This window comes from Chryseobacterium gallinarum (genome assembly GCF_001021975.1).
GTDB classification, from domain to species: Bacteria; Bacteroidota; Bacteroidia; order Flavobacteriales; family Weeksellaceae; genus Chryseobacterium; species Chryseobacterium gallinarum.
On the sequence record NZ_CP009928.1, the window covers coordinates 12,650 to 35,304 of the forward strand.

Consider the following 22,655-nt stretch of genomic DNA (forward strand, 5'->3'; position numbering starts at 1 on the left):
AATACCAAACCTTATTTTTTCATTGTTAATATGGCACAGGGATGTTTGTTCTGATTTTCTGTCCATGCTCACTATAAATTATTATTCAATAGAAAAACACCTGATTTCCTCTGTCTACTGCCGTATAAAATGTAGAGAAACGGCTGTTCCGACCCAATAACTGAGAGTATATTCTTATTCAATATCATAATGAAAAGACAATGCTTACTTTAAAATAAAAAAGAGCAAATTAATCTGCTCTTTATTTTATTCTATTTTACCTTTCTTAACAATTGTTTCTCTCTTTTATACCTTTCATTCAAAGCTTTCATCTGATCTCTCTTCATTTGTTTGGTTGCAAGCGGATGATTCAGGATCAGTTTCTTTTCCGTATTGTACTTTTTATCCAGTTCCTTCATCTTAAGGTTAATCATCTCGTTTTTTGACGGATGTGGAGGAACCGGAGGATGTTTCTGGGCAAAAATAGTGGATGATAAACCTAATAACAACAATGTTGAAATAAATAACTTTTTCATAATGTTCATATTTTAAAATGATTTCAATTAAATGATAATGAATTAATTGAATTCATTCGGTTTAATAATTAAATGCATAGATCATACCAATAATTACATCTCTCTGCCAACTTATCTTATTTAACTCTATTTATGATTTATATTTAAAAAGTTAAAATTATTGGTAATACCCGCTAATTTATACGAATATATTACAGAATGTTCAAAAGTTTCTATCCTTTGGAGTTTCAATTACAAATATCACTAAATTATGATTTATTCAAGTGCAATAAAAATCTTAAACAAAAGATTACAAATAACTGATTTTTCATAATTTTATATTAATAACAATTTAAAACAAATAATATGAAAAAAATCTTTTCAATTTTTTTGATTTGGGGACTGTTTTTAAATGCCCAGGTTGGTATTAATACTTTAACACCCAACAGTACTTTAGCAATTAATGGATCACTGGGAGCCGGCTACAAAGAAGTTACAGCAACCACCTACTCTATCCTGGCAACAGATCATTATATAACTTACAACGGAACCGGAAATACTACATTTACGCTTCCTGTTATCGGAACCGGAACAACAAGTTATACCGGAAGAATTTACAAAATCAAAAATATTTCTGCGTCCGGCATTACTCTTCAGGCTTCAAGTGGTAATACTTTAAGAATCGATAATACTCCCGTTGCCAGCTTTGTAATTCCTACGGGGGCCTATGCTGAAGTGGTGAACAACAGTAACACTGCTGGCGGAACCTGGGATATGTCTTTCACGGTTCTTCCTAAGCCAAGTAATGTGGAAATCTATGGGGCACAGCTTTCCATACCGCCTCATGCCAATGCTTCCTCACCGGTTGCAGACTGGACCAATCATACCAATACCGCTTATGATACCGGAACAGGAACAGATATATGGTGGGTAGTGAGCAAATCTTCTACAACATATGCCCATACCGCCAATTATGCGAATGCCAGCAGAATGATGATTGTGTATGAATATCAAGGTGCTCCTTTCAATGTCAATAATATGTATCCGATTCTCACAGCAGGAAATAATTCCAGCTTTCCTGATGTATTTACAGCATCGTTTGTAAGCCTTGCCAACAACGGAACCGGGGGAAAAACCAGGCTTACGGTATCTGTTGCCCGTATTGATTTTATCGGAATTAATGGAAATAACAGTAACTGGGCCGGAACTTTCCTTCTCAACCTGTTATTAGCCCGAAAGTATTAAATTAATCAGCTTCTTTTTCATAAGAGCAGGTGTATTCCTGCTCTTTTTTACTTTCCGGTTACCGTCTGATCCGGATCACTGTGGCATATTTTAGTGCTGCTCTCTCTTCCGGAAGCTTCACATAGATCCTGTTTCCTTTTCTTTCCCATTGAACTTTGGATGAAACTCCCAGAATTGTTAATGACTTTGGTGTCCATTTTTCGGGGAGTAAAAAGGAAAGATCCGCCGGTGCCTGATATTCCGCTTTTTCATCCAGATGGAATATATTGAGTGTATTACCGTCTTTACTTTGGGTATAATAAAAATCACCTTCATGATAAGGAGGCAAAGTCCTTGTTGCAAAAACAGCAGATTGATTAATCTCCATCCAACCGGAGATTTCTTTCAACCGGTTATAGACAATGGCATCAAAATCCCCGCCGGGTCCGGGAGCTATATTCATCAGATAATTTCCCCCTCTTGAAATAATTTTAATAAGGGTTTCTATAATTTTCTGAGACGATTTATAATGGTCATTGGGAACATAAGAAAAGGAATCTCCCATCGTAATACAGCTTTCCCATGGGATAGAAAGTGCATGTTCGGGAACGGCCTGCTCAGGTGTGACATAATTTTCCCATTTCCCGGGAACGGTACGGTCCACAATAATAATTCCCGGCTGATTCTTACGGGCCATATTCCCGATTTTGTCCATATCAATATCCTGTTCTACCTTGATGGTGCGCTGCCATTCTACTTTCGGATCAATGGTACGGAAAGGACGGACCCATCCTCCGTCCAGCCAGAGAATATCTATTTTACCATAATTGGATGTAATTTCATTCAGCTGATTGAACGTAAACTTTTTAAAGCGTTCCCATTTTTCAGGATACTTTGTGGGATCGTAATTCACGTTTCTGTCTTTGGGAGGAAAATAAGACCACCAGTATTCATCGGAATGCCAATCGGGTTTTGAAAAATATGCTCCAATTTTAAAACCTTCTTTCCTGAAAGTATTGAAAATCTCTTTGGTGACATCCGCTTTAGGATTTTTTGAGAACGGTGTTTTGGATGAGGTTATTTTATAATCCGACTCCCTGGTATTAAACATCGCAAAACCATCATGATGCTTTGTTGTAAAAACCACATATTTCATTCCGGCCTTCTTTACGGCGTCTGCCCATTTCTGGGGATCAAACTGAGTCGGATTGAAAGTGCTCTGAAGATTTTCATAATTTTTCACATATTCATAATACGACTTTCCGTGTTCAGGATTTCTCCGGGTCCACGATTCATCTTCCGGGCAGAGGCTCCAGCTTTCAACAATCCCCCATTGGCTATAGGTTCCCCAATGCATAAACAGTCCGAACTTCAGGTCCTGCCATTCTTCCAGATTTCTGATAACAAGAGGATCTTCCGGTTTCTGATATCCGTCCGATACATTATGTGCCTGAGAAAACAGAGCAGAGCTTATCAAAAGCGGTAAAAAGAACAGTTTTTTGGAGTTTTGTCTTACAGGCATTGCGGGAATAGTTTCCGCTAATTTAATTATCCTTTTACAGATCCGCAAGTATTATGATTTCAGCAGGTTTTCCATCGCAGATTCCAGATCGGGATAAGAAAACAGGAATCCGCTTTGCAGAAGTTTTTCAGGATAAACGTGACGGCTTTTCAGTAATAATTCGGTTTCCGTGTTCAAAAACAGAGAAGCTATTTCCAGCTGCCATACCCGAGCATTCAGTCCAAACGGAATTTGTAACTTTTTCCTGAGTGTCATCATCAATGTTTCATTGGTTACAGGACCGGGAGCTGTGATATTGATTGCTCCTGAAATGTGATCATTATTGATTATCCATTCTACGGCTTTACAAAAATCATCAATATGGAATCCAGCTTACCATCTGATTTCCCCGTCCCTGCTTTCCTCCCAGACCGATTTTAGTAATCATTTTCAGCTTGGGAAGGGCTCCACCGTTATTACCGAACACAATGGAAGTTCTTAATGCCACTTTTCTTACTTCGCTGTGTTTTGTTGTAAAAAAAGCTTCTTCCCAACTCTTACAGATATTCATTGAAAAATCATCTCCTATAATGCCGTTTGCTTCTGTATTCAAATGTTTTTCGGAATGCACATAAATTGTTGCCGAACTGGCATTCAGCCAGATTCTTGGTTTATGCAGACAACGGTTAACAGCTTCCTGCAATATCTGGGTACTGTCTATTCTTGAAGAATAGATTTCCTGTTTGTTTTTCTCATGATACCTGCAATCGACAGATTTCCCGGTAAGGTTGATCAAAACATCTGCATTTTCAAGAATATCTACCCACTTTCCTGTTGTTTTTGCATTCCAACAGATTTCGTTATGACGTTTAGGGTTCCGGCTGAGGATATATACCTGATTTCCTTTTTCTGTAAAATATTTTTCCAGATTTTCACCAAGGAAGCCTGTACCGCCTGCTATGATTATTTTCATCTTTCAGGGGTTTTAAAATTTAAGTTTTCTTTTAATTTTATAAAGTACTTTTCTTTGTTTTCACTTCAATTTCAGAACCTTCTGCAAGCATTACAGAAATGGGTTCCTGATAGTTCAGACATTCAAAGTCTTTTCCGTACATTGTAGCAAAATCAAGTGTCAATTGATAATCTTTCACCGGATAACTTTTCCATTTCGGGTGGCAGACTTCATAAGTGGAAGTCTGGTTTTCTTTCTTCGTAAATCCCCAGTAATGTTCTGTAATAAATTCGAATTCTGAACCGGCTTCCATAGTTTTTGCTTCATTTTCTGCAGTGATCTGAATGGACTGCCAGGTTTTATCCTTCCATGAATATCTGATCAGCAGTTCATTTTCTTTTTCATGAATGAGGTTCTTCATCGGCATGGTATGATAATTTTCTTTATAGACAGCGTTAGCTACAAAACTTAAAGCTGGTTTGGGAACAACTTCTTTGATAAAAACCACTCCTCTTTTCCAGGTCCCGTTTTCTTTTTTCTTTACATAAAACCTGAGGTTTACCTCTTCAAAATTCCGGTGAAAAGGAATAGGAATTCCTAACAGCTATGTATTTAAGAACATAAAACCAACCACACTGAGGTAGCATTTTCCTTTATAAAAATCCGGTTCTGTTCCTGCAGGAAGATATTTCATCAGGATTTCTGGGTTAATCTCGTAATTGATAATGGCTAATTTGCGCCATTCTGCTTTTAAAAAATTCATTTGTCGTGTTTTAGTTATTAGTAATTCATTCCGTTCTAACAGAAATTTCTTCAGATAACCGGTAAGAAAAACTGCATTGAAACAACTTCCTATGATACCCAATGGAGATTCAAAATCAAAAATGTCAATCATTATGGTTTTGTCCTCCTTTTTTCTAAAGATATGCTGATGATGCATTGATTTAAAAGCTCCTTTCAGCATTTCATCGGTGAATTGTTCCGGTTTTTTCATGCTGGTAATCTTAGTAGTCAGTTGCTGATATACTCCCAGATGTCTGGCTCTCCAGGTTACGGTCTCATTCTCTTCAATCAGTCCTGAGGTACGTCCTGCAATTGCCTTTTCATTGGTTCTTGCTGTTGATTTCTGATGTAACTCCATATTCCGGGCAAGATCAAAAACGATGTTTATATCGGCATTAATCAGGGTTTCTAAATAAATCCGAGGCATATTTTAACATTTATTTTGCTTAAACAGATAATCATTAACCTAAAAAATTACTTAAGGTTCCCACTGTGTTTCATTTTATAAATTCAGGAAATCACCTTTTGTTCTTTTGTGCTGCAATCTGAAAGTAACATACATCCAGATTTTAAATATCAGGGTTTTCATATTTTATATTGATTTGTTTTTCTTTGTTTAAAGTATGTTTACGGCCTTTCAGAAACAATAACAAATTCAAAATCATCATCAGTCCGAGATAAATGGAAAAACCTCCGATCTTTTTACTTAAAGCCACTACCAGCCTTTCTACGGTTTCGATCTGAAAAAACTCAATAATACATAAAGCAAAACCGATGTTTAAAAGGTAAAAGCCAATTTTAAAAAGTGAATTTGTAGCCATGGCAATATCTTTCTTCTGGTGAAAAATATCGATCATAAATGCTTTGGAATTTTTAAACAAAAACTGTGATACCAGAATCGTAAGGGTAATGACAATGGGTAAATAAATCATGTACGCTGAAAAGTTGTACGTGGCGGTTAAAACTGTAGCTGTCATAATTATATTATTTTAAGGTTATTTTTTTTCTCAAAAAATAGAGTGCCAGTAGGTTCAGATAATGCAGAATACAAAGAATAAGGATTATATTTCCGGTCCGGACTGCAGTTATTGTCACCACTTCTTCCATACTGCTGATCTTTTCCCAGAAGGCGAGGCTTATTGCGATATAACCAAGATTCAATAGATAATAACTCCCAAGAAGGATCCTGTTAATAGTGAGACAAAGGCTTTCATCGTGGAGCAGGTATTTCAGATAAGCTTTTCCTTCACAGTAGCATCTCTTTCCCACATGGATGGTGATGTAGGAAGTGATCCCCAGAAAAATGATATATGAAAGAATATTGAACATTTTAAATATTTTGTATTTTCAATAATTTTTGAAAATTTATTTGAAATAAAAAAGGATTTACATCCCCTTTCTATTTTAATAAATTGGTAATTTTCCCTACCAGCCAGTGATCATCACTTTTGATTGCAAGATCCATAATATTATTGATCTTTCCGGTTACAGAACTAAAATCGTTCATCAATTTGATAAACTCTTTTGCTTCCTCTGAATCTTTGTCTTCAATATCTTTTAATTCTTCCAAGAAGGAAATTACCGGTTCTATCTCTCTCTTTCTTCGTTCTTTGGTAATCTGTTTAAAGAGGTACCACACATCTTTTTCAGCTACAAAATATTCTTTCCGGTCCCCTTTTATAAATTCTTTTCTTACAATACCCCAATCGATTAAAGCACGAAGATTCATATTGGCATTTCCTCTTGAAATTTCCAGCTCATCCATTACTTCGTCAGTAGATAAAGGCTTACCGCTTGCCAAAAGCAATGCATGTACCTGTGCCATTGTACGGTTGATTCCCCAATTGGTCGCAAAAGTACCCCAGGTCTGAATGTATTTTTCTTTTGCCTCTGAAAGCTGCATCTGTATATAATTTAATTTCTGATACAAATGTAATTATATTTTTTGAATTTTCAATAATTTTTGAAAATAAATTTTAAAATAAAACAGACATCCTGTAAATGCCTGCTTTATATCCTAATTTTTAATGATCTTAAACGTTTCCCATTCTGCATTGGTTTTCACCCGGATCAGGTAAGTCCCCTGCGGATAAGAGGTCAGATCAATGGTGTTCTTATCTGCTTCAAGGTTTTCTCTTCTCATGATAATTTTACCCGCCACATCATAGACGAAAAGTTCTTCAATCCTGTTTTTTGTCTTTATTTGTAGAGGCCCTTTTGTCGGATTAGGGAACACTACAGTTTGGGTATTCTTCTGATTATGTATTTCAGTTTCCATTTTCTTATTGATGTTTTCATTGGAAATTCCTGGTCCACATTTCGGTAAAGTGGCTCTCTGGAGAATCAGCCTCAATAATAAATCATTCAGTTTTTCCACTTCATAAGAATCTGCTGAGGGCTTTATATGATGATTTCCAATTCCGCTGTCATTGGTAAGGAAAGTATAGGTTCCGTTGGTCAGCAAAGCAAAAGTCCTCATCAGGTATTCTGTTTCTTTATCTGTATCACTGGCAGCCAGCGGGATAATAGTAATTCCTTTTTGAGCTGCCATTTTTATTTTATCATACAGCTTTTTTGTATTTTCTTCCGATTGATGAGGTGGTGCATCCAGAATTAAAAACATGATTTTAGTTGAATTTTCACTGCTCCATTTCAATTCATCAATAGAAACCTGAAGTGCTTCTGTCACAGCTTCAGGAGTATCTCCCCCACCTGCTGCTTTTTGTTTTTTAATAAAGCTCACCAGTTCTTCAGCGTTATCTGAAAAATCAAATTTACGTGTTACATACTCATCACCCTGGTCTCTGTAAAAAACTGAACCATATCTTACTTTTGTCCCTTTAAGCTTGCTTTCCACTTTCTTCAGAACATCCAAAAGCTCAGACTGAAGATAAGAAATCTCATCCCCCATAGAGCCTGTGGCATCTACTACAAAAGCAAGATCCAATGTACGTTTTTCCAAACAAGGTCTGTTTAGTACAATCAGATTCTGGCCGTTTTTAAATTCCTTAACATTCGTGCTTATAATTTGTCCTGTTTCATCAGCTATATGATACTTCCTGGGCTTCATTTTCAAAAGGTTTTCATTCATCATGGCCCCAATCCATAGTTCCGCATTTCCAAGATTATCCGAAACAGACTCCCAGATCACGTTTTTCCTGTCATCCAGTAATGTAAGGCTTTCTCCTGCTACCGGTTTACCGTCTTTATTCACCAGTTGAACAGACACCCTCCTGTCCGGAAAGAACCCCCATCTCTGTTTATACATTTCAAGAGAAGGGGCTGCAATATCCTTCCAATAATCCCATTTAGAAAAATCATTGACTTCTCCGGCAGTCAGCTGACCTGCTTCCGGAAGTTCTTTTTCCGGTTCTTCAGGTTCTTTTATAATTTCCCCACTGCTTTCTGAAGCCATTTTCTTCAATACTTCCACTTCTGATTGAGACAACCCTGTTGTGGTAATGATTACCACTCCATTATGAGCCCGGCTTCCATACAAAGCTGCAGCTTCTGTCCCTTTGATTACTTTTACCTCTTTAATTTTTTCAGATTCCAGCATGGAAAGAACTCCTCCTTTTTGCCCTACAGGAATTCCATCGATAACATATAAGGGACCTGTAAACCTGCCATCAATACCCGCCGCTCCCCGGATGCGTATTTCTTCTTTTCCCCTGATAGCGGAAGAGGTTTCTATTCCGGCTATACTTCCTCTCAAAGTGGCTACTGATGTTGAAGGTCTCATTACCCCCTTATCTGTAGAAGCAATCAGCATTGTTGATGCATTGGTGACAACTGTTTCTTTCCGAATTGACATTCGGGGAGCAACCATGGCAACTTCCTCAATGTTTTGCCTTTTTAAAGTATCTTCATGCAACATCTTTTCATCTCCGGAACTATTTTCCTGAACTTCCTGTAAAACGGGTTTTGAAGAAAAAGAAAGAGGTTCTTTTATTGTAACAGAAGCAGGTTCATAAGCAATGACCGGTACTGAAGGGGAAATAGTTTTATCCTGAAGATGATATTTTATTGTGCTATCAATCTTTTTAACTTGTTCTGCAGGCATGGAGTTCTTATCGTTCCCAGTTATTGCCGGCTGTACAGGTTCTGTCTTATCATTTTTATCCAGAAAATAAAACGTTCCTAACCCTATCAGCAAACTTGCAGCTATTCCATAGGGAAGCCAGAAAGGAATACTCTTCTTTTTTTCTTCTTTTTTATCGAGCTTTTCTTCAACTGCAGTCCAAACTTTTTCAAAACCGGGAAATACTGTCGGCTCTTCTGAAAGCTTCGAAGCTTCATTGAATTGTTGATCTATATTATGATTATTTTCCATTGTTGTAAAAGTTTAAACGTTCTGGTTGATCAAAAGTTCCTGTAATTTTTTCCTTGCAAAATTGAGTTGGGATTTCGATGTTCCTTCACTAATGGAAAGCATCGCTGCAATTTCTTTATGAGGGTATCCTTCTATGGCAAAAAGGTTAAAAATAGCGCGGCAGCCTTCAGGTAGGAAATTGAGAAGATTCAGTATGTCTTTTTCAAAAGAAATATGCTCTGTACTCCCTTCCGGAGCATTCACAAGGCTTTCTTCCAAAGGAATAAATAATGCTTTATCTGTTCTCAGTTTCTGCAGGCATTCATTGACGGCAATCTTCCTTGCCCATGCATCAAATGTATCAAGATTCCGGAGCTGGCCGATTTTCATAAAGATTTTATAGAAGGTATCAGCCAATACCTCTTCAATATCCTCATCTCTTTTTAAATAGCGTCTACAGACAGAGTACAGTCTGCCCGCCATTTTTTCGTAAACTTTCCGCTGCGCATTGCGGTTGTTACGTTGACATTCTAATAGTAATTCTCTTTCCATAGTGAGGCGTTATACTTGTATAGATGCAAAAACGTTCAGATGGGTTGGAAACATGGTTAACTTTTTCAATAAAAGACAAAGAAAGATAATAAGGCTGAGAAAACCCAAAATGAAGATGAAAATAATATGTCACTTTCCAGAACCATTACCAATTTCAATTATTCACTTTTTAAATTTTATTTGAAGGTTTATCTTTCCTGCATTTTTTACAAAAAATTTCAATTTCAGATTTAACTTTTCCTTTTGTAACAAATCTCTATACATAACGACTATTAATACAAATAATCTTTTTATAGTAATGAAAAATGTAAAAATTGCGTCATTACTTTTTGTTTTGTCTGCAGGAAGTATGATGTTTGCCCAGGATGATCTCATCAACAAATTAAAAAACAATCACTCTCAAAATGCTAATTTCCAATTCACTACGCTAAAGGACGTTGGAGCGACTTCAGTAAAGAACCAGGGTTCATCAGGAACCTGCTGGAGCTATTCAGGAAACTCTTTCCTTGAATCTGAAATGCAGAGAATGGGCAAAAAACCTGTAGATCTTGCTGAAATTTTCACTGCAAGAAATTCATACCATGATAAAGCCAAGCTTTATGTTTTAAATAACGGCGCTATCAGCTGGGGTGACGGTGGTGAACTTCATGATGTCATCAACATGTATAAAAAATACGGAGCGGTTCCGCAGGATGTATATTCAGGGTTAAAACCTGGCCAGACTACGAATAACTTCAAAGAAATGCAGGGTAAATTGAAACCGGTTCTTGACAGCCTTGTTCAGGCTTCATCGAAAGGAAAACTAACCGACAACTGGATGGATTCCGTAGATGCTATTCTTGATGAGTATTTAGGAAAAGTGCCTTCCAACTTTACGTATGAAGGAAAAAATTATACTCCGAAAACATTTGCCAAAGAAGTTGTAGGTATTAATCCTGAAGATTATGTAGAAATCTCTTCTTACAAGGATTATCCGTATTATCAAAAATTTGTAGTTCCGATTCCTGATAACTGGAGCCATGATTCTGACTGGAACGTTCCGATGAAAGACCTTACGGCTATTATTGATAATGCAGTAACCAAAGGCTATTCTGTAGGTTGGGCTACTGATGTTTCTGAACCCTACTTCTCTTACAAAAACGGGGTTGCTTATGTTCCTGATATGGATTTGGACCAGATCACAGCTGAAAACAAGCAAACTTTATTCACAGAGCCCAAAAAAGATAAAACCATCACTGAAGATATGCGCCAGAAGGCACTTAACAACCTTTCTACAACTGATGATCACGGCATGCATATCGTAGGATTGGCAAAAGACCAGACCGGTAAAGAATATTATATGGTGAAAAATTCATGGGGAGTTACCAATGATTTTGCAGGATATCTTTATGTAACCAGACCATATGTGGAATATAAATCAACAGCGATTCTGGTTCACAAAAATGCAATTCCAAAAAGCATTCTGAAGCAATTGAAACCTACTAAAAATATTGGTTTATAAGAAATCACTTCTGCCATTTCTGAGATGGTAGTTTTAGATATTTAAATCTGTTAAGAACGCGCTCCCGGAAAATCCGGGAGCGCGTTTGTTTTTTGTATTCTTACAGATTACTATTTTCTAAGGACTCTGCAAAGCTCTTTAGCGTTTTTTGCTTACTTACACTGTGAAAATGCAGTTAGGAGCCGCATACAATGCAGGGACTAAAAATAAAACCCGGTTTCAGGATTCTGAAACCGGGTTTCTTAATAAATAGGTGAAAATTAAATATAAAATAAAGTGAATTATGCTAATAAATGGAAATAATAAATATTTACCTTAAAATAATACCCCCATACTTTCCGCTGAAAAATCGAGTAAGGCTTCAGTATTCCCATCTTTGATCTTCTTTACCCATTCGTAATCCTGCAAGATGGCTCTTCCTACCGCAACAAGATCAAACTCTTCATTGTCCAGCCTTCTAATCAGCTCAGATAAGTCCTTTTTTTCAGTTCCCTGGCCCGCAAAGGCATTCAGGAAATCACCGTTCAAGCCAACAGATCCTACAGTAATTGTCGGCTGGCCGGTAACTTTTTTGGCCCATCCTGCAAAGTTTAAATCAGAGCCTTCAAATTCCGGTTCCCAGAAACGACGCTGTGAGCAGTGGAAAATATCTACTCCTGCTTCTTTCAGTGGCAGTAGCCAGTCTTCCATTTCGTTTGGAGTAAGCGCTAATTTAGTTGTATAATCCTGTTGTTTCCATTGTGAAAGACGGATGATAATAGTAAAGTCTTCTCCTACTGCAGCCCTGATTGCTTTCACTACATCTACGGCAAATCTGCTTCTTTCTTTCAGGGTTTTACCTCCGTATTCATCCGTTCTGGTATTGGTTACTTCCCAGAAAAACTGGTCAATCAGGTATCCATGTGCTCCATGAATTTCAAGGCAGTCAAAACCAAGGTCTTTTGCAGATTTTGCAGAAGCTGCAAACTGTGCTATGGTATCCTGGATATCTTCGATCGTCATGGTAGAAGCCTTTTCCATTGCCACAAGAGGATATTCTTCAGACATTCTGGTATCTCCCACGTGCCAGATTTGTGGTCCCATTTTCCCACCATTCCGGTGAACGGTATCAATTACATTTTTCCAGCCGTTTAAAGCTTCCTGCCCGTAGAAATCAGGAATATTCCGGAGGTTTTTTGACCCTGGCCTGTTGATTACGGTACCTTCTGAAAGAATTAAACCTACTTCTGAAGCAGCTCTTCTACCATAGTAATCTGCAATTTTCTGAGTAGGGACTCCGTTATCAGATTGTGCTCTGGTCATCGGAGCCATTACGATTCTATTTTTAAGTTGTAAATTTTTATATTGAAACGGTTTAAATAATGATGATGTGCTCATATTTAAATGTATGTTTTATAATTGTTACACAAAGTAACTAATAATAGTTCGTTTTTGTATCTCTTAATAAAAAAATAGTGGTAACTTTGCAGTAACTTACATTAGTAACATCAAAGTAACGGATGAAATCCCGTTTGGTATAAGCTAAAAATGAACATCTTCCTATGAAAAAGAATGAATTAATGCAATACAGCTGTCCTTTAGGCAAGGCAATGGCCGCATTGGGAAGCAAATGGAAACCTATTATTGTACTGGTGATCAAGGATCGGAAGCTGCGCTTCGGAGAATTAGCAGTACGTATTAATGTCATTTCCAGAAAGGTACTGACCGATCAGCTTAGGGAAATGGAAACGGACGGACTTGTTATCCGTGAAGAATTTAAAGAACTCCCTCCACGAGTGGAATATTCTCTTACAGAAAAAGGATTGGCTTTATTGCCTATTTTATATTTACTGGAAGAATGGGAAGCAAAATATCAGGTGAAAGGAGTACATTCGAGAGATTGTGCTATATTAAAAAAAGAAATGAATAAGGCTGTCAATATTTGATAGTCTTATTTTTTTAACCTGATCATTAGATTATTTTATAGGAACTCCTTAAAACATCCCGGGCTTTCAGAAATCTGAAAGCCCGGGTGTTTGTTTTATTTCAATTAGAATATCGCAGGATATTTCTGAGGATTAGCTTCGTTAAACATCGCGTAAATCTTTTCTACCATATCATCTGCAGATGGTTTACTGAAGTAATCACCATCACTTGCATACGCCGGTCTGTGATCATTAGCAGAAATGGTTAATGGATCTGAATCAAGATATCTGAATGCTTTTTGCTTTTCTAAGATTTGTTGTAAAATAAATCCTGTAGTTCCTCCTTCCACATCTTCATCAATTACTACCAGTCTGTTTGTTTTCTTCACACTTTCAGCAATTTCATGAGATAAATCGAAAGGAATCAATGACTGAATATCAATGACCTCTGCGGAAATACCTAATTTCTCCAGTTCGTTGGCTGCTTCCGTTACAATTCTCCATGTAGAGCCATAAGTTACCAAAGTAACATCTGTACCTTCTTTGGTCACTTCTATTTTTCCTACAGGAACTGTAAATTCACCTAGGTTATCAGGTTGTTTCTCCTTCAATCTGTATCCGTTCAGACATTCCACGATAATGGCCGGCTCATCCGCCTGAAGCATTGTATTATAGAAACCTGCTGCTTTCGTAAGGTTTCTTGGAACCAATACTAAAATACCTTTTGAAAGGTTCAGGATTCCTGCCATCGGAGAACCTGAATGCCAGATCCCTTCTAATCTGTGTCCTCTTGTTCTGATGATCAGAGGAGCTTTCTGACCTCCTTTAGTCCTATATTGTACAGTGGCCAGGTCATCACTCATTCCCTGTAAACAGTAAAGAACATAATCCAGGTACTGGATTTCAGCAATCGGTCTCAGACCTCTCATCGCCATACCAATACCCTGGCCTAAAATAGTAGCTTCACGAATCCCTGTATCAGCGACGCGCAATGCACCGTATTTCTCCTGCATTCCTTCCAATCCCTGGTTTACATCACCGATGTTTCCGGTATCTTCACCAAAGATTAAGGTTTCAGGATATTTTGAGAAAATTTTGTCGAAGTTGTTTCTGATCACTACTCTTCCGTCTACCTCTTCAGAACTGTCAGAATATACCGGCTTGATTTCTTTGATATTTTCAGCTTTCCATTGAGATTCTGAATACAGGTGAGAAGAATAGTTATCTTTTTCAATTTCAGCTACCTCATTGTATTTCTGCATCAGCTGGTTTCTTTCCGCAGAATTAGTTCCCCTTGTAGCCAATAACACTTTTCTTGCCAAATGGAAGACATCTTTTTTAGCTTTGGAAACCAATTTATTAAACTGGTTAATATAAGTTTCTACTTCAGCATTCTGACCTTTAAGGTTTTCCACTAAAGGTAAAATGGATTGAATTAAGTCTGTAATAGTTTTCTGATAGTTGTCCCAGGCAGCTTTTTGTCCTGCTTTTGCTGTTTTTTTCGCTTCTTCATCTATTGCATCCAGTTCTTCAGCTGTAGCGATAACTTCTTCTTTTCCGTCAATTTCAATAGAATAATTCAGAATCCATTCCTTGAATTTTGCCAATCCGTCGAATTCTGCTTCCCAGGCAAGACGTTCTTCATTTTTGTATCTTTCGTGAGACCCTGATGTAGAGTGGCCTTGAGGCTGGGTAACATCCACCACGTGAACCACTACAGGAATGCTTTCTGTTCTTGCAAAATGTTCTGCTTTAGCATAAGCATCCAATAATGCGGGATAATCCCAGGCTTTTACCTGGATAATCTCACAACCCTGTTTTTCCCCTTCTTTTCTCTGGAAACCGCTTAGCATTTCGCTTATATCTGCCTTTGCTCTTTGATTTTTGGTAGGAACCGAAATCCCATATCCGTCATCCCATATAGAAACAATCATAGGTACCTGAAGTGCACAGGCTGCATTTAATGTTTCCCAGAAATGACCTTCTGCTGTAGAAGCATCTCCAATGGTACCAAAAGCAACCTCATTTCCTCCTTTCGAAAACTTTTCAGATCCTTCAAATGTTACACTTTTATAAATGGTAGAAGCCTGTGCCAATCCCAACAATCTCGGCATTTGTCCTGCCGTAGGGGATATATCGGAAGAAATATTCTTCTGTGCCGTAAGATCCTTCCAGCTTCCATCTTCATTCAAACTTCTTGTTGCAAAGTGACCGTTCATCTGTCTTCCAGCTGAAGCGGGCTCTCTTTCCACATTTGTATCTGCATACATCTGTGCAAAGAAGCTTTCCACCGTTAAAGCACCTACTGCCAATGCAAAAGTCTGATCCCTGTAATACCCTGAACGGAAATCTCCATTTCTGAAAACCTTCGCCATTGCCAACTGAGGCAGCTCCTTACCATCGCCAAAAATTCCAAATTTAGCTTTTCCTGTAAGTACTTCTCTTCTTCCAAGATACGACATTTCACGAGAAACCCTTCCCAACTTGTAATCCTCAAGTATCTGATTTTTAAAATCTTGAAAGGAAATTTGCTGTGTTTCAATATAAGTTGTTTGCATAGCTAAGTATAAAAGTTTTTATTCTTCAAGTATTTTGCTAATATACACTTTTTAAATTAATTTTAATTTTTAATAATCTTTTTTAAAAATTTGATAATAAAAAAAATTGTACTTTATTTTGAAAAAAATTGTAAAGATGGAAAAAAAGTCGCCTCATATTCTGAACGCATCCAGCAATCTTTTGGGCTTTTCCCTGATTATCATCACCTCCCTGAAGATCACTAAAATCAGTCAGGGTACATATTTAGACGAATTTGCCGGTTTTGCCAGCATCCTTTTTGCCTTCAGCTGTTTTTTTTCATTTCTGGCCATTAGAACAAAAAGTGAAAAGCGGGAATATACGTTTGAGTCTATTGCAGATTATTTATTTTTAATCGCCTTATTTTGTATAGTTTTAGCTGTTATTATTGTAACGCTGAAAATACTCTAATTAATTTTATTCTGTTTTTGCAATATATAATAGTATAAAATCATTATTTATCTCACTTGTAATTGAAATTAATAACTTTTGAAATTCTAAATACTTCTCTATAAAAGAAAATCGGAATATGATCTATTCCGATTTATATAATGATTGTATTTAAAATTTTCGTTCTATTACATAATCAAGCATACTGTGGAGCGATTTTCTTGCTTGAGAATCCGGAAATTCATTCAGAATATTTTTCGCTTTTTGTTGAAAATCTTTCATGACTGTAATTGCATATTCCAATCCTCCGGAACTTTTTACAAACTCTATCAGCTCTTTAACTCTTTTGGGATTGTTATTATATCGCTTTATTGTATTAAAATAATATTTCCTGTCCTTTTCATCGGCTTTTTTTAAAGTATAGATCAGAGGCAGTGTCATTTTTTGTTCTTTGATATCAATCCCCACCGGCTTACCAATCACGTTAGAGCTCAGATAATCAAAGAGGTCATCCTTGATCTGAAAAGCCATTCCGGTATAGGTTCCGAAGTCCATCATCTTTTTGGCAAGATTTTCATCGGTACTGTTAGAAAGTACCCCGATTTCACAACAAGCCGCAATTAAAGTAGCAGTTTTCTGGCGGATGATTTCATAATAAACATCCTCCGTAATATCCAGTTTCCTTGCTTTTTCCAACTGAAGCAGCTCTCCTTCCGACATTTCACGGATGGTTCTCGAAATCACTCCAAGCAAATCGTAATCTTTGTGATCTGTAGATAACAATACTGATTTTGACAAAAGATAATCTCCCACCAATACGGCAATCTTATTCTTCCATAACGCGTTGATAGAAAAAAAATTTCTTCTTTTAAAGCTTTCATCCACCACATCATCATGTACTAAAGTAGCGGTATGAATCAGCTCAATCATTGAAGCACCGCGATAGGTTTTTTCCGTAACATCTCCTACCAGTTTGGCACAAAGGAAGACAAACATAGGACGCATTTGCTTTCCCTTGGTTGTAACAATAAAACGGGTTACTTTGTCTAGTAAAGGCACTTTACTCTGCATCGATTCATAAAACTTCTGCTCGAAAAGTTTCATTTCTTCGTTAATCGGTTGCTTGATTTCTTCTACAATGTTTTTTGCCACAATCTGCGAATGCTGGATGAATAATTATTAATATCACAAAGATAATTTTTTTCGGCCAATTTTAAGGGAAAATTAATCTCCTAGTTTTTCTTTAGGAACAAAATAGAAAGATGGTTTTACCCGGATCATTGAATATTTAAACTTTTCTCCTGAAAAATACACTCCTTTTTCATCCACAGCTATTCCTTCAATCTGACCGATTGCCGTAGCACTTCCCAGATAATACTTTCTGGGGCTTTCTTTAAAAAATACACCCGGCTCAGTCTCTGTAAAAATATATAAAAACACTTCTGTTTTCTTTGTATATCCTACCAGATAAAGCTTTTTGTCAAAATAGGCCGCATCCGTTACCATATATTGGGTTCTATAGGATTCTGTTTTTACAGCTTCCTGCTTTTCATAAATTTCAGGATCTAACACATAGTGTACTGTTCCTTTTGATGCCCATTCTTTGGTAAAGAGATGAAGTTTTCCGTGGGCAAAAATCATTGCCTCAGCATCAAAGTCCGTATTAAAGTAATTGGAAATATAATCGGTTTGCTCCGGATAATGGAACAAGATCTCCTTAATCTGATCATTTCGCAGGCTGTCATTTTGAACAGGAACTTTAAAGATCTTAAGGTGTCTCCTGCTTCCGTCATTGTTTCCAAAGTCTCCGATATAGAAATTCGCTCCGTCATTGGCTAATGCTTCCCAATCTGTATTTTTGCCTTTTACAGGTAAAGTTTTTACCACTTCTCCTGATGTTTTACTGATTTCAAAAAGTTCCGGAGCATTCCCACTGTCATTAAAGGTGTAGATTTTTCCGTTAAAAATAGTCAGGCCGGAAGTTTCCCGGACTTTATCATCCAGATAACCGAGCCTGTACTTTCCTATTTTCAGGAAGTCAAGTTGTTGTGAAAATACAGTTTGGAAAACAATACAGCTAAAAAGCAGAAGAGTTTTTTTCATAAGGCAAAAATAAGCATTCTGTTTAAATGGAAGTATGAGGAGACGGTGTTCAGATTCAACGGACAAAAATGCTCAGCCGCAAACTACGTTCTTTATTTAGTGACTGTAAATAATCTATAAAATTTTATTAGCAGGAACCATTTGTACGTTTACCTGTTTGCCTTTGCAGTCTCTTCTTTCCACAAAAAAACGGGCTAAAGCCCGTCCTATAGATTTCTATTGATATAAATATTGAATTAGGCAGATACCTGCTTTTCAAGATTTTCCTTTTGTTCTTTCTTTTTTGCCTGTCTTGCAAAATATTCTTTCTGATATTGTCTGACCGTTTTCCCGGTTCCATCATGTCTCCATCCCGGAGAATTAAAAATGTAATTAATGCGGTCACTGAATGTCAATCCCGGCTGTTTAAGGTCTTTCCAGATCTTCCTCCATTCATAAAAAAGCACGGTATCCGGCCTGTTATCCGGCATTTTAGGATAGATTCCATATTTTACGGGAACATTAGGGTCTTCTTTTTCAAAGGTTCCGAATATCTTGTCCCAGATGATGAGACACATGCCCATGTTTTTATCAAGATATTTAACATTACATGCATGATGCACACGGTGGTGAGAAGGTGTGACTAAAATATGTTCCAGGAAACCCATACTTTTCACAGTTTGTGTATGTACCCATGTTCCATATACCTGTCCGATCGCATAGGCTACCATAATATGCCAAGGATTGAACCCCAGGAATGCCAGCGGTGAAAAGTATAAATACCGGTAAAGCGGCTGCAGCACAGGGCTTCTGAAGCCTGTTGTAAGATTAAAAAATTCTGAACTGTGGTGGGTAATATGAACCGCCCAGAATGCCCGGGAACGGTGATCTACATAATGCAACACATAATAGGCGAAGTCTGTAATAACAAAACAAGCCAGCAGATACCAGATGCTAAGATCCCATGAGAAAATCCTATGGTGATAAAAGAAAAACATTACCCCCATGGCGAAAGCCTTCATGATAAGGTCCAGGCCGAAATTCATCAAAGCCAGATAAATGTTTGTTGCAAGATCTTTACCACTATACAATTTGGCTTCGGAAACATGGCTATAAATCATTTCAGCTAAAATAACCGTTGCATGTAGCGGAATGGCCCACGCATACACATTTTCCAGCCCATCCTCGCTCATAAGAAAATCCATCATCATACATAATTTTTATGCAAAGGTAGGATTTTAAGGAATGTTTTAAGAGAGTTTTAAGTTTTTTTTAAGGAAATTTTAATCCGCTGTTTTGTTGGCTAACTGCCCGCAGGCAGCGTCAATATCTCCTCCACGGCTTCTTCTGACCATCACTGTTATCCCTGCGCTTTCAAGCTGTCTGATATAATTTTCTTCAGCCTGTTTGTTGCACTGGTCATATTTCCCGTCACCGATAGGGTTATACTGAATAAGATTCACTTTAGACGGAACCTGTTTGCAATATCTGATAAGAGCTTTGATATCTTCATCTCCATCATTGATGCCCTTCCATACACAATATTCAAAAGTAATTACGGAACCAGTTTTCTGATACCAGTATTGAAGAGCTTCCATAATATCCGTCAACGGAAACTTATCCGAAAAAGGCATGATCTCATTACGCTTGGATTCGATAGCAGAATGAAGTGACAAGGCCAGCTTCACGCGCAATTCTTCATCAGCAAGCATTTTCATCATCTTCGGAATCCCTGATGTGGAAACGGTAATTCTTCTTGGAGACATCCCCAACCCCTCCGGCTGGGTAATTTTCCTGATCGCTTCCACTACATTTTTGTAATTCATCATCGGCTCTCCCATTCCCATAAATACGATATTGGAAAGTGGCCTGTCAAAATACATTTTACTCTGGCTGTCAATCAGGGCAACCTGGTCTACAATTTCAGCCACTTCAAGGTTTCTCATCCTTTTCAGTCTTGCTGTAGCGCAGAATTCGCAGTTTAATGAGCAGCCAACCTGAGAGGAAACACAAGCTGTAGTTCTTGTTTCTGTAGGAATAAGAACAGATTCTACCAGTAATCCGTCGTGAAGTTTCACTCCGTTTTTGATGGTTCCGTCTGAGCTTTTCTGAAGAAGATCGACAGAAACAGGATTAATGGTGTATTCTTCGGAAATTCTTTCACGAAGATTTTTCGAAAGATTCGTCATTTCATCAATCGAATGGAGGTTTTTACTCCATAGCCAGTCATAGACCTGTTTCGCACGAAACGGCTTTTCTCCTAAAGACACAAAATAGTCTTTAAGCTGGTCTAGTGATAATGTACGGATATCTTTCATAATATTGAAGAGCCAGGTTAAAGTGAAAAGTTTTTAAGTCTGATATTTCGACGTGTACTACTTTTAACCTGGCTCTTTTTACTTTTTTATAGGATTAACATTGCGTCACCGTAAGAATAGAATTTATATTTTTCTTTTACGGCTTCTTCATAAGCATGCATGACGAAGTCTCTTCCTGCAAATGCAGCAATCATCATGATCAGAGTTGACTTCGGTGTGTGGAAGTTCGTGATCATTGAATTCGCAACTCCGAATTCGTGAGGAGGATAAATGAACTTGTTAGTCCATCCGTTGAAAGCTGATATTTTTTTATTTGAAGAAACTGAAGTTTCCAAGGCTCTCATGGTCGTAGTACCTACTGCACAGACTCTTCTGTGAGCATCCACCGCTTTATTGATGATTTCAGCGTTTTTCTCATCGATGATGATCTCTTCAGACTCCATTTTGTGCTTAGAAAGGTCTTCTACCTCGATCGGGTTAAAAGTTCCCAATCCCACGTGAAGGGTAACTTCTGCAAAATTGATTCCTTTGATTTCCAATCTTTTCATCAGATGCTTAGAGAAATGCAACCCCGCTGTAGGGGCAGCTACCGCTCCTTCTACTTTGGCATAAATGGTTTGGTATCTTTCTGCATCTTCAGGCTCTACTGCTCTTTTGATATATTTTGGAAGTGGGGTTTCTCCTAATTCTTTAAGTTTTGCTCTGAATTCTTCGTAAGAACCATCGAATAAGAATCTTAATGTTCTCCCTCTTGAAGTAGTGTTATCAATTACTTCAGCTACCAAAGATTCATCTTCAGTGAAGAATAATTTGTTACCAATTCTGATTTTTCTTGCAGGATCTACCAATACGTCCCATACTCTGGTTTCTTTATCAAGCTCCCTTAAAAGGAAAACTTCAATTTTAGCACCTGTCTTTTCTTTATTTCCATATAGACGAGCAGGGAAAACTTTCGTATTATTGAAAATAAACAAATCATCCTCATCAAAATAGTCCACTACATCCTTGAATAATTTATGCTCAATAGTCTGTGTTTTTCTATCAAGTACCATTAATCTGGCTTCGTCTCTGTGTTCTGATGGGTGTTCTGCCAATAATTCTGCAGGAAGATCAAAATTAAAATCTGATGTTTTCATTTTTTAAATTACGGTTTAAAAATTATTGAAATTACATGGTGTAATTTTCGGAGTGCAAATATACGACATTCATACCCCCTTTGTCAAGTATTATTTACAATGAAACATAAAACCGTATTTTTACGGGGCTCCGGGGTAAGAAAAAAGGCTTATTTTAGCTTTCTGCAAACCAGATCATCAATCGTTATTAAAGCAACACATCAAAAAATATAATTATGAGCAAGTATTCAATAGAAGCATTTATCAATGAGACAAAAGAGAATCCACAGCAGAGAGATTATTTTGAACTGGAAACCAAGCATCTTTTAGAAATTAACCTGAACAACCAGGCCGTATGGACCAAAAGAGGAAGTATGGTAAGTTATGTAGGTAATATCAATTTTGAAAGACAGGGCATGCTGGCAGGCGGTATAGGGAATCTTTTGAAAAAAGCAATCAGCGGAGAAGGTGCCAAACTGATGAAGGCCGAGGGAACAGGAAAACTGTATGTGGCAGATTCAGGGAAGAAAGTACGTATTCTTTATCTGAATAATGAGTCTGTATGTGTAAACGGGAATGATGTTCTGGCTCATGAACAGAGTGTGAAAAGCGACATTACTATGCTGAAAAGTATTGCAGGAATGATGTCAGGAGGACTCTTCCAGGTAAAACTTTCAGGAACCGGACATATTGCAATTACCACTCACGGGGATCCCCTGACATTGCTTGTAACTCCTGACACCCCTGTATTTACAGATCCCAATGCTACGGTGGCATGGTCCGGAAACCTCAGCCCTGAACTTAAAACCAATGTATCTTTTAAAAGCCTTATCGGAAGAGGAAGCGGAGAAGAGTTCCAGATGAAATTCTCAGGAAACGGATGGGTACTCATCCAACCTTATGAAGAAGTTTATTTTACAGAAAAATAAGGCAACTTCACTATGGGCAAT

21 protein-coding genes and 1 pseudogene are annotated in these 22,655 nt (G+C 37.5%); 5 read left to right on the top strand and 17 right to left on the bottom strand.

The annotated features are described in order from the left end of the window. Nucleotides 1-251: 251 nt before the first annotated feature. Nucleotides 252-515, bottom strand: a complete 264-nt coding sequence (locus OK18_RS00075; protein WP_228377670.1) for a hypothetical protein — start codon at nt 513-515, stop codon at nt 252-254. A gap of 345 nt (nt 516-860) precedes the next feature. Here OK18_RS00075 and OK18_RS00080 point away from each other — a divergent pair, with 345 nt between their 5' ends. Continuing rightward, a complete protein-coding gene (locus OK18_RS00080; RefSeq protein ID WP_053326646.1) occupies nt 861-1,739 on the top strand; it encodes a hypothetical protein in 879 nt (292 codons plus the stop codon). Between the two features lie 58 nt (nt 1,740-1,797). Here OK18_RS00080 and OK18_RS00085 read toward each other — a convergent pair whose 3' ends face one another. From OK18_RS00085 to OK18_RS00125, 9 genes and pseudogenes are all read right to left on the bottom strand, one after another. Further along, nucleotides 1,798-3,240, bottom strand: a complete 1,443-nt coding sequence (locus OK18_RS00085) for an alpha-L-fucosidase (RefSeq protein ID WP_053326647.1) — start codon at nt 3,238-3,240, stop codon at nt 1,798-1,800. Between the two features lie 51 nt (nt 3,241-3,291). Continuing rightward, complete coding sequence (locus OK18_RS21870; protein ID WP_316932800.1) at nt 3,292-3,498, bottom strand: DUF1731 domain-containing protein; 207 nt, start codon at nt 3,496-3,498, stop codon at nt 3,292-3,294. 97 nt (nt 3,499-3,595) lie between these two features. Next, entirely contained in the window at nt 3,596-4,192 is a 597-nt protein-coding gene (locus OK18_RS00090) for an NAD-dependent epimerase/dehydratase family protein (protein WP_316932801.1), read from the bottom strand. Nucleotides 4,193-4,229: 37 nt separating this feature from the next. After that, nucleotides 4,230-5,381 (bottom strand): annotated as a pseudogene (locus tag OK18_RS21875) (DUF2071 domain-containing protein). Between the two features lie 142 nt (nt 5,382-5,523). Beyond that, nucleotides 5,524-5,931 (bottom strand): hypothetical protein, encoded by a 408-nt coding sequence (locus OK18_RS00105; protein WP_053326648.1) that lies wholly within the window; start codon nt 5,929-5,931, stop codon nt 5,524-5,526. A gap of 7 nt (nt 5,932-5,938) precedes the next feature. Beyond that, complete coding sequence (locus OK18_RS00110; RefSeq protein ID WP_053326649.1) at nt 5,939-6,283, bottom strand: hypothetical protein; 345 nt, start codon at nt 6,281-6,283, stop codon at nt 5,939-5,941. Between the two features lie 70 nt (nt 6,284-6,353). Further along, a complete protein-coding gene (locus OK18_RS00115; RefSeq protein ID WP_050020264.1) occupies nt 6,354-6,857 on the bottom strand; it encodes a GbsR/MarR family transcriptional regulator in 504 nt (167 codons plus the stop codon). A gap of 114 nt (nt 6,858-6,971) precedes the next feature. Continuing rightward, on the bottom strand, nt 6,972-9,287 hold the full coding sequence (locus OK18_RS00120; RefSeq protein ID WP_053326650.1) for a T9SS type A sorting domain-containing protein: 2,316 nt from the start codon (nt 9,285-9,287) through the stop codon (nt 6,972-6,974). A 12-nt stretch (nt 9,288-9,299) separates the two neighbouring features. Continuing rightward, nucleotides 9,300-9,818: an RNA polymerase sigma factor gene (locus OK18_RS00125; RefSeq protein WP_050020262.1), complete on the bottom strand. Its 519-nt coding sequence runs from the start codon at nt 9,816-9,818 to the stop codon at nt 9,300-9,302. Nucleotides 9,819-10,116: 298 nt separating this feature from the next. On the opposite strand from OK18_RS00125, the gene OK18_RS00130 reads away from it, so the two are divergent. Continuing rightward, nucleotides 10,117-11,319, top strand: a complete 1,203-nt coding sequence (locus OK18_RS00130) for a C1 family peptidase (protein WP_053326651.1) — start codon at nt 10,117-10,119, stop codon at nt 11,317-11,319. A gap of 315 nt (nt 11,320-11,634) precedes the next feature. Here OK18_RS00130 and OK18_RS00135 read toward each other — a convergent pair whose 3' ends face one another. After that, nucleotides 11,635-12,696: an NADH:flavin oxidoreductase gene (locus OK18_RS00135; RefSeq protein ID WP_050020261.1), complete on the bottom strand. Its 1,062-nt coding sequence runs from the start codon at nt 12,694-12,696 to the stop codon at nt 11,635-11,637. A 164-nt stretch (nt 12,697-12,860) separates the two neighbouring features. On the opposite strand from OK18_RS00135, the gene OK18_RS00140 reads away from it, so the two are divergent. Then, nucleotides 12,861-13,244, top strand: a complete 384-nt coding sequence (locus OK18_RS00140) for a winged helix-turn-helix transcriptional regulator (RefSeq protein ID WP_050020260.1) — start codon at nt 12,861-12,863, stop codon at nt 13,242-13,244. A 104-nt stretch (nt 13,245-13,348) separates the two neighbouring features. On the opposite strand, the gene OK18_RS00145 is transcribed toward OK18_RS00140, so the two are convergent. Then, nucleotides 13,349-15,781 (bottom strand): alpha-ketoacid dehydrogenase subunit alpha/beta, encoded by a 2,433-nt coding sequence (locus OK18_RS00145; protein ID WP_050020259.1) that lies wholly within the window; start codon nt 15,779-15,781, stop codon nt 13,349-13,351. 136 nt (nt 15,782-15,917) lie between these two features. Between OK18_RS00145 and OK18_RS00150 the strand changes: the two genes are divergently transcribed. After that, the gene (locus OK18_RS00150; RefSeq protein ID WP_053326652.1) at nt 15,918-16,211 is read left to right on the top strand and encodes a hypothetical protein; all 294 of its coding nucleotides are present in this window, start codon (nt 15,918-15,920) and stop codon (nt 16,209-16,211) included. A gap of 150 nt (nt 16,212-16,361) precedes the next feature. On the opposite strand, the gene OK18_RS00155 is transcribed toward OK18_RS00150, so the two are convergent. The 5 genes from OK18_RS00155 to queA form a co-directional block, all read right to left on the bottom strand. Beyond that, nucleotides 16,362-17,294, bottom strand: a complete 933-nt coding sequence (locus OK18_RS00155) for a polyprenyl synthetase family protein (RefSeq protein WP_053329253.1) — start codon at nt 17,292-17,294, stop codon at nt 16,362-16,364. A gap of 120 nt (nt 17,295-17,414) precedes the next feature. Beyond that, nucleotides 17,415-18,293, bottom strand: a complete 879-nt coding sequence (locus OK18_RS00160) for a hypothetical protein (RefSeq protein WP_050020258.1) — start codon at nt 18,291-18,293, stop codon at nt 17,415-17,417. A 236-nt stretch (nt 18,294-18,529) separates the two neighbouring features. After that, entirely contained in the window at nt 18,530-19,477 is a 948-nt protein-coding gene (locus OK18_RS00165) for a sterol desaturase family protein (RefSeq protein ID WP_394331977.1), read from the bottom strand. A 78-nt stretch (nt 19,478-19,555) separates the two neighbouring features. Further along, on the bottom strand, nt 19,556-20,590 hold the full coding sequence (gene rlmN / locus OK18_RS00170) for a 23S rRNA (adenine(2503)-C(2))-methyltransferase RlmN (RefSeq protein ID WP_050020257.1): 1,035 nt from the start codon (nt 20,588-20,590) through the stop codon (nt 19,556-19,558). 86 nt (nt 20,591-20,676) lie between these two features. After that, nucleotides 20,677-21,726 carry a tRNA preQ1(34) S-adenosylmethionine ribosyltransferase-isomerase QueA gene (gene queA, locus OK18_RS00175; RefSeq protein WP_050020256.1) on the bottom strand — a complete coding sequence of 350 codons (1,050 nt, stop codon included), beginning with the start codon at nt 21,724-21,726 and terminating at the stop codon, nt 20,677-20,679. Nucleotides 21,727-21,941: 215 nt separating this feature from the next. On the opposite strand from queA, the gene OK18_RS00180 reads away from it, so the two are divergent. Beyond that, nucleotides 21,942-22,634, top strand: a complete 693-nt coding sequence (locus OK18_RS00180; RefSeq protein ID WP_050020255.1) for an AIM24 family protein — start codon at nt 21,942-21,944, stop codon at nt 22,632-22,634. Nucleotides 22,635-22,655 lie beyond the last annotated feature (21 nt).